General features: G+C 46.6%; 11 protein-coding genes. 6 read left to right on the top strand and 5 right to left on the bottom strand.

Annotation, left to right across the window (positions count from 1 at the left end):
• Positions 1 to 191 precede the first annotated feature (191 nt).
• Together ACX0G9_RS04200 and ACX0G9_RS04195 are read right to left on the bottom strand one after the other, a co-directional pair.
• Positions 192 to 1,316, bottom strand: coding sequence for a multinuclear nonheme iron-dependent oxidase (locus ACX0G9_RS04200; protein WP_459063597.1), 1,125 nt, complete (start codon positions 1,314 to 1,316; stop codon positions 192 to 194).
• 9 nt (positions 1,317 to 1,325) lie between these two features.
• Complete coding sequence (locus ACX0G9_RS04195) at positions 1,326 to 1,487, bottom strand: chryseobasin-related MNIO class RiPP peptide (protein ID WP_459063596.1); 162 nt, start codon at positions 1,485 to 1,487, stop codon at positions 1,326 to 1,328.
• A gap of 103 nt (positions 1,488 to 1,590) precedes the next feature.
• On the opposite strand from ACX0G9_RS04195, the gene ACX0G9_RS04190 reads away from it, so the two are divergent.
• The 4 genes from ACX0G9_RS04190 to ACX0G9_RS04175 all read left to right on the top strand — a co-directional run bounded on the left by ACX0G9_RS04190 (position 1,591) and on the right by ACX0G9_RS04175 (position 8,317).
• Positions 1,591 to 4,206 (top strand): glycoside hydrolase family 9 protein, encoded by a 2,616-nt coding sequence (locus ACX0G9_RS04190; protein WP_459063595.1) that lies wholly within the window; start codon positions 1,591 to 1,593, stop codon positions 4,204 to 4,206.
• A gap of 294 nt (positions 4,207 to 4,500) precedes the next feature.
• Positions 4,501 to 5,967 (top strand): T9SS type A sorting domain-containing protein, encoded by a 1,467-nt coding sequence (locus tag ACX0G9_RS04185; protein ID WP_459063594.1) that lies wholly within the window; start codon positions 4,501 to 4,503, stop codon positions 5,965 to 5,967.
• 69 nt (positions 5,968 to 6,036) lie between these two features.
• Complete coding sequence (locus ACX0G9_RS04180; RefSeq protein WP_459063593.1) at positions 6,037 to 7,947, top strand: beta strand repeat-containing protein; 1,911 nt, start codon at positions 6,037 to 6,039, stop codon at positions 7,945 to 7,947.
• A 10-nt stretch (positions 7,948 to 7,957) separates the two neighbouring features.
• Entirely contained in the window at positions 7,958 to 8,317 is a 360-nt protein-coding gene (locus tag ACX0G9_RS04175) for a hypothetical protein (protein ID WP_459063592.1), read from the top strand.
• 80 nt (positions 8,318 to 8,397) lie between these two features.
• Here the strand turns inward: ACX0G9_RS04175 and ACX0G9_RS04170 are convergent, their stop codons facing one another.
• Positions 8,398 to 9,138, bottom strand: coding sequence for a hypothetical protein (locus tag ACX0G9_RS04170; RefSeq protein ID WP_459063591.1), 741 nt, complete (start codon positions 9,136 to 9,138; stop codon positions 8,398 to 8,400).
• Positions 9,139 to 9,306: 168 nt separating this feature from the next.
• Between ACX0G9_RS04170 and ACX0G9_RS04165 the strand changes: the two genes are divergently transcribed.
• Positions 9,307 to 10,227 (top strand): sugar phosphate isomerase/epimerase family protein, encoded by a 921-nt coding sequence (locus tag ACX0G9_RS04165; RefSeq protein WP_459063590.1) that lies wholly within the window; start codon positions 9,307 to 9,309, stop codon positions 10,225 to 10,227.
• 3 nt (positions 10,228 to 10,230) lie between these two features.
• Here ACX0G9_RS04165 and ACX0G9_RS04160 read toward each other — a convergent pair whose 3' ends face one another.
• Both ACX0G9_RS04160 and ACX0G9_RS04155 read right to left on the bottom strand, forming a co-directional pair.
• The gene (locus tag ACX0G9_RS04160) at positions 10,231 to 11,076 is read right to left on the bottom strand and encodes an oxidoreductase (protein WP_459063589.1); all 846 of its coding nucleotides are present in this window, start codon (positions 11,074 to 11,076) and stop codon (positions 10,231 to 10,233) included.
• A gap of 94 nt (positions 11,077 to 11,170) precedes the next feature.
• On the bottom strand, positions 11,171 to 12,502 hold the full coding sequence (locus ACX0G9_RS04155) for an FAD-binding oxidoreductase (protein ID WP_459063588.1): 1,332 nt from the start codon (positions 12,500 to 12,502) through the stop codon (positions 11,171 to 11,173).
• A 158-nt stretch (positions 12,503 to 12,660) separates the two neighbouring features.
• On the opposite strand from ACX0G9_RS04155, the gene ACX0G9_RS04150 reads away from it, so the two are divergent.
• Positions 12,661 to 13,578, top strand: coding sequence for a hypothetical protein (locus ACX0G9_RS04150; RefSeq protein ID WP_459063587.1), 918 nt, complete (start codon positions 12,661 to 12,663; stop codon positions 13,576 to 13,578).
• Positions 13,579 to 13,587: the final 9 nt, after the last annotated feature.

Raw genomic sequence — 13,587 nt, 5'->3', positions numbered from 1 at the left:
GGTATTTTAAGAGCGACCATTTTCCAGCGCTTGACAATCCGGATTATAATCGTTAATATATCTAAAGAAAAAGACCCTTTCCTGGAGGATTTCCAAATAAGGGTCTTTCTAATATTTTAAAGAAAGTATTAGTTGAGCGATTTTTTAATTTTTCTTATGGTCGCTTCAGAAACTTCTGCGGCAGCAATTTCTTACTTCTTCCACTTCTGTGCGATCTTCAAAGCCGTTTCGATCATATTCGGTTCCCATTCTTCAATTTTCCAATCAGTATGTGCAAGGGAGGATCGATGCAGCGCATCTATAGCCGCGTCAAAGGATGTGGATGTTTCAAGGATGAGGGAGAGCTGCAGTTGCTGTTCATACAGGGCTTCATCTTCCTCAATCGCATATGGCGGGAAAGGTAGCGCGGGTAAAAAGGAATGGCACGGATTGGGGCGATGGAGTTTGTTATTTCCCTGTACGATATTTTCAAGCCTGAGAAAATCCTCGTAAAATAATTTTTTACTTTCCTCTGTTTTAAGACCAGTACCCAATTGCTCCAGCACCACATATTTGAGAGTAGGGCATTTTCTGATCGTTCTTTCCAGGAGGGAAAAGACTTCATTGGGAACAGCTTCATCATGCGTATCTCTTCTTATTTTTTTTCGGGGATTCGCAAGGCCATCTTCCCAACTTCCTCCTGAAATATGGATTTCCCTGACTTTGTCAAGGGGATATAAAGCAATTATTTCGTCATAGGCGATGGAGAAATTATGGATCTGGCAATAGAGATTATGCAAATCCAGGATAATAAAACCATTGACCGGTTCGAGAAGCTTTTCCAGAAAATCGCCATGTCTTTTCACTTCATCAAGGGAATAGGAAAAGGCCAGGTTTTCAAGACCCACGGGGCAGCAGCATGTTTCTGAAATTCGTTTTAACCTGTCCCTTCCGATAGCGAGCGTACTGGCCGAATAAGGGATGTTCAACGGAGCGCCATGATGAAAATCCCTACCCGTCATAAAGCCAAAATGCTCGGTGATATGGTCAAAATGGAAATCGGTACAGGTTTTTTTCAGGAGTTTGATCCAATCCTGCTGACCCGGAAGCCATTTTCCGGAAAAAAGCGAAAAAAACACTCCATGGCCGATCAGCCTATTTTCTGTACCGAAGGCAGTTAATAATGCTGAAAACCATGGAGGGATTTCCTGAAATCGATAAAGGGTATCGAAGGACCATTCAATGGCTTCGACCCTGGATTCCTCCAGCAGAGGAAGGGAGGCGCCCAGGATGTCGGCATCCAAATTACAGGCCAGGGAAGAGAAAAGTTTCGCCACCGTATAGTTTTATCCCATACCGCAGGCAGGGCAGTATTGTGGAGGGGTCGTTTTTTCGGCTTCTTTTTTTGTTTTGGCATCAGGTGTTACCTTATCCTTTTTACAGGATGGAGTGGTTTGAACGGCAATGCCGATCAGGATGGCGGAGAGCAGTGATTTTGATAATTTCATGGTGTTTGTAATTAAGGTTATTATTCCTGTGACAAGAAGAAGGGTAAAAACGTTGTATCCTTTTCTTTCTTTTTCTTTACATTTATTTCCAAAAGGACCCTTTATGGAAAATCAGCCAACAGGTAACTCTCCGTATTTTTTATTTTTGGCGATATTTTCCCTGTTTTCTCTGGCTATCATTGGTTTGTCTTTTGAAAAGGCACCCCTGTCGTCAGCAGAACTGGTACCGCAAAACGCCTTACTCAAACAAGCTGGCGCTGAACATCGTCCGCCGGGAGATCCTGCTACCGAATGGATCCGCATCAATCAATTGGGATATCCCAGCACCGGGATCAAGGTAGCCGTCTGGGCCAGTAAGGATTCCCTGCTCCCGTCCTCCTTTGAATTAATCGACGCTCTGTCCTCGAAGCCGGTCTTCTCCGCCAAAACAGGTATGTCGTTTGGCGCTTACGGTCCCTTCGCCAGGACTCTCCGTTTAACCTTTACCTCCTTTAAAAACCCGGGTTCTTATTATATCCGATGCGGTACTGCCAGATCCCCCATTTTCCGGATTGGTAACGACGTCTATAAGGGGGCTGCCGATTTTATACTGAACTATCTTCGTCAGCAACGGAGCGGCTACAATCCGTTTCTAAAGGATTCCTGTCATACAAAGGATGGGTATTCCATGTACGGCCCGATGCCGGATACCACGCATATCGATGTGGCGGGCGGATGGCATGATGCGACCGATTATCTGCAATATGTCACAACATCTGCCAATGCCACCTATCACTTATTAGCAGCCTACCGTGATTTTCCCGAAGTCTTTGGCGACAGCCACCTGGCCAATGGGCTCGGTGGCGGGAACGGGACGGCAGATGTATTGGATGAGGCCAGATGGGGTTTGGACTGGTTATTAAAGATGCATCCCCGTAAGGACTGGTTATTCACGCAGCTTGCCGATGACCGGGATCATCATGGGTTTCGCTTACCCACGCGGGATTCCGTCGACTATGGCCTGGGGGCAGGGCAGGGGCGGCCGGTCTATTTTGCGACCGGCAAACCGCAGGGCCTTGGGAAATACAAGAACAGATCCACCGGAGTTGCTTCCGCTGCCGGCAAATTTTCGAGCGCATTTGCCCTTGGTTCAATGCTGTATGAAAAAAAATCCCCTGAATTTTCAGGATTATTAGCAGAGAGATCGGCCTCTGCTTACCAGTTAGGTTTGGACAAACCTGGCGTAGCCCAAACGGCGCCAAACAGGGAGCCTTATTTTTATGAAGAAGATAATTATGTGGATGATATGGAATTGGCTGCGGCTGATCGTTATCAGCTTACCGGGGATAAAAAATACTTTACCCAGTCCCTTGTTTACGGTGAACAGGAAAAAGTCACTCCCTGGATGGGTGCCGATACGGCGCGGCATTATCAATGGTACCCCTTCCATAATTTCGGGCATTATGAACTGGCAAAAAAGGCCGATCAGGCGAACAAGGTTTTATTAATGGGATATTACCGGCAGGGTATCGAACGGGTTTGGGCCAAAGCCAAACGAAACGGTTTTTTCCGGGGTGTACCGTTTATCTGGTGCTCCAATAATCTCACCGTATCCTTTGCGATCCAATGTTATCTCTACCGGTCATTGACCGGGGATACGCAATATGCCGGACTGGAACAAGCCTGTTTTGACTGGCTGTTCGGCTGTAATCCCTGGGGCAAAAGCATGGTATACGGATTGCCTGCGCAGGGGAATACGCCCAGGCACCCACATTCTTCATTATCGGTGCTAAACCAATATGACCTGGATGGGGCGATGGTGGATGGACCAGTATATGGGAGCATTTACAGAAATCTCAGAGGATTGAAATTATACAAGCCGGATGATTATGCTGAATTTCAATCGGACCTGGTCGTTTATCATGATGATCCGGGGGATTATAGTACGAATGAGCCAACCACAGATGGAACCGCCTCCCTGGTTTATTTACTGGCGGAGAAAGAAGCTGAGATAAAAGCATCCGCGGCACCAAAAACATCGGTGATCATCGATCACGGCGCCATCATTCGCGGCGATACCGCCTCAAAAAAAATAGCGATTGTCTTTACCGGCGATGAATTTGGTGACGGCGCAGACTTTATTGCCAAAACCTTACAACAGGCAAAAATCCATGCTTCTTTTTTTCTGACGGGCAATTTTTACCGCAATTCCGCTTTCCGCAATAGTATCGACCAGGTAAAGCAGGATGGGCATTACCTGGGCTCCCATTCCGACAAACACCTTTTATACTGCGATTGGATCAACCGGGATAGTCTTTTGGTATCACGCCGGCAATTTGAAACGGATTTGAAGGATTCCTATAACGAACTCGCCAAATTCGGGATCGGTTTACAGAACGCACACCATTTTTTGCCTCCTTATGAATGGTATAATGATTCGATCGCAGCATGGACCAGGGGAATGGGTTTGTTATTGGTGAATTTTTCTCCGGGCACACGCAGCAATGCGGATTATACCTATCCTGAAATGGGAGCAAAATATATCGACAGCCGAACCATACTTACTTCAATTTTAAGAGTTGAACAACAAAAGCCCGGAGGGCTGAACGGGTTTATCCTGTTGATACATATCGGAACGGATCCAAGAAGAAAGGATAAATTTTATGCCTATCTGCCGGAATTGATCGGAGAATTGAAAAAAAGAGGTTATCAATTCGAAAGGATAGATGAGCTGCTCTGATCCCAAAAATATTTTAACGCATTCTTTGGATATTCAAAAAATTCTTACATCTTTGTATTGTAATTATTGATAATATTAGCTTTAACGCTTTACCCTAAAAGATTTGTTCTCTCATTTTCCACCTGAAGACCCCTGCCTCAGCCGGCTCCATTAATTGGCATTTCCGAAAAACCAATGCCGGTTTTTTATAAGCCTATCTTATTTTATCACCTCTGACTGGTTTTATCGGACCTGCGACCTCGGGTACTATTGTTTTTAACGACCTCCTGTGCAGCTTAAACTCAATATATACATATGGGTATAACTATACGCATGCTTTTTTCTTTCCACCCCCGCGGATTGTCAACAAGCAACAGCATAATCTGCAGATCGTTAATCAGCAAATCATTAACCGGTAAATTACCTGCTGCATTTTTAATGGCCCTTCTGCTTTTTTTGCTGGAACAGACGGCTGCGCAGAATGCCCGTCTAAACATATTGGCAGGGACTACGATGACTGTCACAGGCAACGTCCTGGTATTGAACAATACGGATTTTCAATGTGACGGTGTGTTTGATGGCTCGAATGCCAACCTGTGGATCACAGGCGCCAACAACACTGCGTTTAGTGGCGCAGGTACGCCCCCGCTGATAAATGTATTGAACCTCAATACTTCTCCGGCCACCACGTTAACGATGCAGCAAACCATACAGGTCACTCAGGCGGTTAATTTCCAGCAGGGGCTGATCGATCTCTTTAATCAGGGCGTCCTGTTGACAAATGGAGCAACGCTTCAGGGTGAAAGTGAGACAAGCCGCATGGAAGGACTTTTGGGCGGGATTGTAACGACTACTCTTACCGGTATCAATAACCCCAATCAGTTGAATGCCGGAAATCTGGGTGCGGCGATCACTTCCACCGCCAACCTGGGAACATTATCTGTCAGCAGGTCAGGAAAACCAGCTTCCAATCCCGGCAACAGCGCTCTGCATGGCATTCAGCGAACCTACCTTATACAACCGCAAAACAACACAGCCCTCAATGCGACCCTGCGTTTTTATTATCTGGATGCGGAATTAAATGGAGATGATCCCAATACCCTTTCTTTATGGAAAAGCATTGATGGCGTAAACTGGTTGCAGGTTGGCGCTGATAGCCGTAATACCGTCGCTAAATACGTCGAGAAAACAGGACTTGCCGATCTGAGTTACTGGACCCTGTCTGACCTTATCAACCCGCTTCCGCTAACCTTGCTCTCCTTCAGGGCTACCTGCCAGGACGGTATTGCCTTTCTCCAATGGCAGACAGGTAATGAGGCTAGCATGGACCATTTCGAAATTGAAACAAGTACCGATGGTAACAACTGGACTTTTCTTTCTCAAATGGCTGCAACAGATGATCCCAATGGATCTTCCTATACGTTTAAAGACGCCCACCCGCAAATTAGTTCGCTCTACCGGTTAAAAATGGTGGACCGTTCTGCCCGTTTTGCCTATTCTCCGGTATTCAGGGGAGGTTGTTCGGATATTACGATCCCCTTTTTGGTTTATCCCAATCCTTCACCAGGTCAGGCAGTAGCACAGCTATCTGTTCGGGAGGCGGTAACGGCTACTCTTCAGGTATGGAGTTCGGGCGGCCAATTGATATACAGCAGCCAATGGAATCTTCAGCCGGGGATCAATCAATTTACCTTACCTGTATCCGGGTTTGCCGCAGGTTCCTATCTCGTGAAATTGTTGCTTTCTGATACGGTACTGATGACCAGCCTTATCCGGTTATAGGCCATTCGTTTTATTGGTAATAAACTACCTGAATTTTTTCTACAACCCATTCTTTTTAAATCAAGCTATATGAAACACATTGCCGGAATCCTGATCTTCTTTTTCTTCGGTGGGCAACTCACCTTACAGGGGCAGGTGGCCATTAATACAGATGCCAGTTTGCCGGATGCCAGCGCGATGCTGGATGTAAAAAGTACTACCAGGGGGGTATTGGCACCCAGGGTAAAAACTTCCGAACGTCTCCTCATTGTTTCGCCTGCGGACGGATTATGGGTCTATGATACGGATACCCAGGGTTTCTGGTATTATAAGATGGGGACGGGCTGGCAGCAAATCCCGAATAGTTCAGGAGCGCTGACCCTTCCTTTCTCGGCTTCCCTCAATTCTGTCTCTACTTTGTTTGCACTTTCCAATACCGGAAGCGGGATGGCCATCAGCGGGAACAGTACGGGAGGTACCGGCATATATGGAGTGACAGGTTCCCTGAGCAGCGCCGGTCTCCTGGCAGATAATTTATCGGGTGGAGAAGGGGTTACCGGGCGAACAGCCAGCGTTGGGGGTACGCCAACCGGAGCTGTCGTCGGCCGTAACGATGGGCCCGGATATGGGTTGAGCGGATTTATCGCGACGGATAATACCGGAACGGGCATCGGGGTTCTTGGTCGTGTGGGGATAAGCGGTAGTACGGGTATTGCCGGGCATTTCGAGAACCTGAACGCGGCAAATGCTGCGACTACCCTGGAGGCGGTGACCAATGGTACTGGAAATGGCGCTACCGTAGTCAATTTGAATGCATCCAATACCGCCAATACCTTAAATGTATCTACGAATACCAGCGGTGTTATCTCCAATCATTCCACAGGCAATGCCGGTAATTTTTTTAATAACAATACCAGTGGCGTGGGTGCCGGAGTCCGCGGGGAAGTCAACTCCATCTTTGGCAACAATGGCACGGCGGGTGTTTACGGAACGGCCTCCGGCACCGGTGGGTATGGCGGTTATTTTGAACATTCCAATACGACCGGGTTCGGTAATTCCTTATATGCCGGCAGCGCGGGTTTGGGTACGGTTGTCAATTTCGAAAATACCAATGCTGCCAATGCGCAGCCTGTCCTTCAGGTAGTCACCATAGGCACCGGTAATGCCTGTGCCCTGTCCAATACAAATTCATCCAATACGGCTAATACCTTAAATGTGACCACCAATACACAAGGAGTGATCGCGAATCATTCCACAGGGAATGCCGGAAATTTCTTCAATAACAATACCAGCGGTGTAGGAGCAGGTGTCCGCGGTGAGGTTAATTCCATATTTGGTAATAACGGTACGGCCGGGGTTTATGGAGTGGCATCCGGTACAGGGGGATATGCAGGATATTTTGAACACAGCGAAACGACCGGTTTTGGTGTAACGCTTCAGGTAATTAGTAATGATCAGGGATATGCCATGATGGTGGATCATGAAGGCACTGGAAACCTGGCTGCTTTCCAGGCAGGGGGTATTAATGTTGCCCGGATCGATCATTCCGGAAGGGGATTTTTCAATGGAGGGACACAGAATTCCGGCGCCGACCTGGCAGAGGCATTTGATGTGGAGGGATCAGTTGCCGCTTATGAACCTGGCGATGTATTGCTGATCTCCACGCAGGCCGACAGAACACTGGTTAAATCAAACGCAGCCTATTCATCTTTGGTGGCAGGCGTATATGCTACCAAACCCGGTGTTTTATTGACAGAAGAATCAGGGAAAAGCAGCCTGGCGGATAAAATTCCGATGGGTGTAGTCGGAGTCATTCCAACAAAGGTTTGCAAGGAGGGCGGTTCCATTCACCGGGGAGATATCCTGGTTACCTCCTCCATACCGGGATGCGCGATGAAAGCTGATCTTAACAAGCTGAAACCCGGACAGGCAATCGGCAAAGCGCTGGAAGAATTTAACGGAACTACCGGAAAAATTAAGGTATTGGTCAATGTCAAATAAAATGTATAATATGAAACGTTTCCTCTTGTTTATTCTCCTGATTGGCATAACGGTAATCACCCGGGCTCAGGATTCAAAAAATGCCGGCACCCCGCCTGTTAAGAGTGGCACGACCAGGCCTCAGCCGAATGTGGCACCCTTGCTCCCTGTCCGTAAGAGTGATAATAACACGCAGCCCAAAAATACACAGTTGATCACCGTTCCCTTCCGGAAAGCCGATCCTTCGGGAACCAGCCCTAAAGTTGCCGATAAGATAAAGACGGACCAGACAAAGAAGGACAGAAGATTTCTTTCTGACTTTTCCGCCAAAGAGGCCGGGGAACTGCTGGTCAGGCAAAATGATTCTGCCAGGAAAATAAAAGGCAACTAATAAAAGGCAACTAATAAAGGGCAACAAATAAAGGCAACAAATAAAGGCAACAAATAAAGGGGCAACTAATATGGGAGAAGCTAATAAGTATAACTTTTGATAATGATATCCCCGCTACTGGCAACAGCCTTTTCGCTGATTAACCGGTTTTGGCTATCGAAGGTATAGGTATGATCTAGAGTTACCGTAGAGCCGCCTGATGTGAAGGTCGTTGTTTTGATCAGGTTGGTGGGGTGATAAAAATAGATATCCCCTACGGAAACTGTATTTTGATAATTGGAATAGTAGGCAAAAGCCGTTTGAGAATAGTCGTCCGTATCTTTTACCTGGTTTCCGGAATTGTCGTAAACGTATTCATGCTTGTTATAGAGTACTCCTCCCGTTGTCTTGGTATAATCATATTCGTTCAGGCCGATCTGTTGTTTGGCGGCATTATAGAAATATTTTTCGGTAGACGAGTCATTCGTGTCGTTGTATTGAAATGTACTGTCCACCAATGATTGGGAGTTGATAAAAAAGATCTCGTGGATGGATAGCTGGTTGTTATTATACAGATCCATCGTAAAATTATTGCTGTTGTATGTATATACCTGTTTATTACCGGGTGTTGCAGAAGCGATCACGCTGAGTATCCGGTTATTGTTGTCATAGGTTAAATTAAAGGTGGTAACGGAATTCCCCAGAACGGAAGACGTGACATTCTCGGTATAGGTTTTTGGTAAGGTATTTATAGTGTCTGTCGGGTTCTTGATTTCCTTCTGACAGGAGGAGAGAAAGAGAAGGGTCAGCAGCAGGCCCGAAATAAAAGAGAAACCTTTCATTGGTAATATGGTTTATTGGGGAATCGTATAGTTCGATTACAGCAACAAAATAGGAAAAATCTGGTAAAAATTAAGATGTAAAATGCATCGGCGAGGTAAATAGACCTTAATTTAGTGCCAAACCCGCCAGGACCTGTCAATTTTCCTGTGTGGATAAACAACCTGTATATGAAGCATTTATCCAATCGCCGGGATTTTTTAAAAGCCGGTTCGGGGCTTATGGGAATGGCTTTTTTGGGGAAATTTTCAGACCTGGCAAGACCTTTGCCCCTGCTTTCTTTTTCTACCCTGGGATGCCCGGACTGGACCTTTCCTGCCATTCTAACCTTTGCCGCCGCCAATAACTACCAGGGCATCGAGATCAGGGGAATCCAGCGACAGCTCGATCTTACGTTATGTCCCGAATTTAACAGTGATGCCAATATCCGTTCCTCCCGCAGGATGGTGGAAGACAAAGGATTGACCATTGTCGGGCTGGGTGCCTCCGCCGAATTGCATCATGCCGGTGCGACCGAAAGACAACATAACCTGGATGATGGCCGTAAGTTTATCGACCTGGCCCATAAATTAGGTTGTCCGAATGTGCGGGTATTTCCAAATAAACTGCCCAAAGAACAGAACCGGGAAGTTACCTTGGATCTGATCGCAAAAGGGCTGCTGGAATTGGCTGCTCATGCGCGCGGGAGCGGTGTAACCGTCCTGATGGAAACGCATGGTGACGTAGTTCACAGCGAAGATCTGCAAAAAATTATGGAACAGGCAACCGACCCCGGAGCCGGATTGGTCTGGGATGTCTACAATATGTGGTCGGTAACAAAAGAATCTCCTTCTCAGGTATATGACCGATTGAAAAAATACATCCGCCATACACATATAAAGGACGGGAAATCCGTCGATGGCAAGGAACAATATACCTTAATGGGTCAGGGGGAAGCTCCCATCTTTCAGGCCATCGATCTTCTGGTGGCAGGAGGCTATAATCATTTCTTCAGTTTTGAATGGGAGAAGATGTGGCATCCCGAAATCGCCGCCCCGGAAATCGCCCTGGCCGATTACCCCATGGCGATGAAACGGCATTTCGGGAGCTGACATTTAGTTTCCAAATCCTGTTGACACCGTCACTGACTTCCAGGCTTCCAGCTCCTTTTGCAGAGCGGCTATCTTAACCTGCGCCATATCATACGCATCCTGACCGAGGAACAGATGAAGGGGAGGATTGGTTTCGGAGGCGATCCTGATCAATGCTTCTGCCGCTTTTTCCGGGTCCCCCTGTTGTTTACCGTCAATGCCGGTTTGATGAAGGAGCTGCGTTTCTCTCACCGCTTTATAGTCTTCGATCGGATTCCTGGGAACGGCTAATGAACCTGAATTAAGGAAGCTCGTTCTGAAATAACCGGGTTCAACCGCAGTGACATGAATCCCGAAAGGTTTTGCTTCTGCCGCTAAGGATTCTGTAAATCCTTCCAGGGCGAATTTTGTTGCACAGTAAATGCCAAAACCGGGGAAGGAACCATAAAATCCACCAATGGAGGAAATATTAAAAATATGACCGGAGCCTTGTTTACGCAGGTAAGGCATTACATTGCGTATAACGTTTAAGGCACCGAACACATTGATTTCAAAATTATCCCGGGATTCCTGGTCCGTCAGTTCTTCGAGACTGCCGATCAGCCCGTAACCCGCGTTGTTGACCACTACATCGATCTTGCCAAAATGACGGATGGTTTCCTCTATTCCCAGAACAACACTCTTTTCTGTTTTCAGATCCACTGCCAACGGAAGGAAGTCAGGATGATCGGTACCTACGGCTTTTTTTAGATCCTCTTTGCTACGGGAAGTTGCTGCAACCTGGTATCCACTATCCAATAATTTTTTGACGAAGGAAAGTCCTAATCCTTTTGAGGCTCCGGTAATGAGCCATGTTTTTTTGTTTGCCATAATCTCATTCAATTTTTGATAGAACAAAATTAGGCAGCTTTAGATTTGAAGCTGTTACGTCATTCAAAGCAATCCTTGCAAAATTCAAACAATTTTATGTTAATCCCAGTCTCCTGGAAATATCAGATTTAAATACCTGACCGGGGTCGTATTTATGTTTGATCTGCAGCCATTCCCGGTATTGGGGATACATCAGGCGAAAAGTTTCCTGGTCAAGCATGGCGTCTTTTCCGAGGTAGATCCTGCCACCGGCTTTCAGGACTTCCTGATCCAGCTGGCGGATGAAAGGGGCCAACCTGGGTGTCATCGGAAAGTCAATGGCCAGGGTATATCCTTCAAAGGGAAAGGATAAAATGCCTTGTCCTTTCCCCATCTTTTTAAAAACATTTAAAAAAGGAATGCACCCGCTTTCACCGATACATTGCAGGATCTTTTCCAGGTTTTCTTTTCCCTTTTCGATAGGGATGACAAACTGGTATTGAATAAAACCTCTTTTTCCATAACCCCTGTTCCAGTTATTGATGGCATCCAGGGGAAAGAAAAATTTTTCATAGTGGGCAAAAGGTTTTGAGGTGTTTTGAACGGTACTGATGACCTTATTGAGGAGCCTTACCGTTAGACCATTCAGCGCAAAATCCGGAAGGTTAAAAGGAACCGACAGCTTTTGCGTAGTATGGATCTTCAGAGGAGCCTTTTGCAGCGATTCAGGAAGCTCTGTTATCCGGGCCGCATTTCCCAGGGTCAATACACCGCTTCCCCGTTTATCTCCTTTTGCCAGGGCGTCGATCCAGGCAACGGAATAATTATAGGTATGATCGTATTTTTCCAGGGCTGCCAGCATTTCGTCGAGGTTCCTGATGACAATGGCCTTTTGACTGAAATAGGTGGTTTCGATTTTTCTCAGGCTGATCGTTGCCGTTAGGATAATGCCCAGCAGGCCAAGTCCTCCGAAATTTGCCCAGAAAAGATCTTCGTTTTCGGAACGGGATGCAGTAAGGACAGTTCCGTCCGCCAAAAGAATGGTAAAGGACAGGACGCAATTCACGAAAGATCCGTCGATATGGTGTGCTTTTCCATGAATATCATTGGCAATGGCGCCGCCTATGGTAACCAGTTTTGTTCCGGGACAGATCATAGGCAGCCATCCCCGGGGAGCAAAAAAACGGATGATTTCCTCCAGGCTGGCTCCGGCTTCACAAGTGAGTATTCCTTCTTTTTCATTAAAATCCAGGAAAAGGTTCATTAACGAACAAACCGCGATATAACCCTGATTATTAATAGCCTGATCGGCATAACTCCTGCCCAAACCCCTGGGAATAATATTGCCTGTCCGCAGAGCAGCGGCAGCCTCGTCACGGTTCCTGACACGGATAAGCGAGGATTGGGCCTTGGGATAATTGCCCCATCCGGTCATTTGTTCTTTCATGGGCGTAGTTATTTGGAATGCGGGAAAGAATTTCTTTTAAATGTAAAGTAAAAATACTAAACACAAGCCGGAATGAGCTTCCGGATCATAAGGCCTGACGGGCAGAAATAACAAACGATTGGCAATCTTCTTTAAGGCAAAGCTGTAAATTTGCCAACATGAAAACGTCTCTTTTTGTCTATAGCGTAGTAATCTCTGTTGCATCCCTTATCGGGAGTTGCCGTTCCTCCAGGTCCGACCAGCAAACTACGGCCTTACAAACGGGGATCTGGCAACAACAGCCCATTTTTATCGATGGACAGGATGGTGATTGGACCAGGCCTTTGCCGTATACGGATAAGAAGGAAAAATTGAATTATTCCATAACCAATGACCGGGAGAATATTTATATCCTCCTTGCTGTAAAGGACGAGATCGAACAACAAAAGATCCTGCAAGGCGGTATGACGGTCTGGGTCAATGGATCGGCCGAGAAAAACGAGAGCAATGCAGTGGGGATCGGATTTCCTACGGACAGCCGTAAAGATCATGACCGTCGGTTAATGGAAGAAGCCCGTGGCAACAGGGGTAATGGCAATGTCAACGGAAATAGTAACGGTAATGGCCGGAAGGATGAACCTAAGGAAAAATTTGCTACCCTCGAAGATCTTAAGGATTATTCGTTATATGGATTTCTCCCCGATGGAAATGTGGGGAATTATGATTACGGTGACCATAACGAGGCGGAAGTGGGTGTGAAAATAGGTTTTAACAAGGATGGTGAAATGATCTATGAAGCCTCTATTCCGTTAAAAACAGTTTTTCCCAAAAATAATGCCACCGGAAAGAGCATTGCCGTAGGTTTTGTGGTGGAAGGTTTTCCTCCTGATGCCAATGTGCGGCAGAGAGGAGGAGGCGGTGGTGGTGTTTCGATCGGAGGAGGTTTAGGTATGGGGTCCTTTGGCAGTGGAGGCGGGGTTGGTTTGTCTATCGGTACCGGTTCTCTCGGCAGGATAGGAGGGGGAAAAAAGGACCGCCAGCTTTATGAACAAAATAAAATATGGCAGGTTGTTCCCGTGGCTCGCCCATCCAGGTAGGAAGTTGAT

It is taken from the genome of Flavitalea flava (assembly GCF_054461575.1).
The sequence above is the reverse complement of the archived record's forward strand: the minus strand, read 5'-3'. Positions and strand labels throughout refer to the sequence as shown.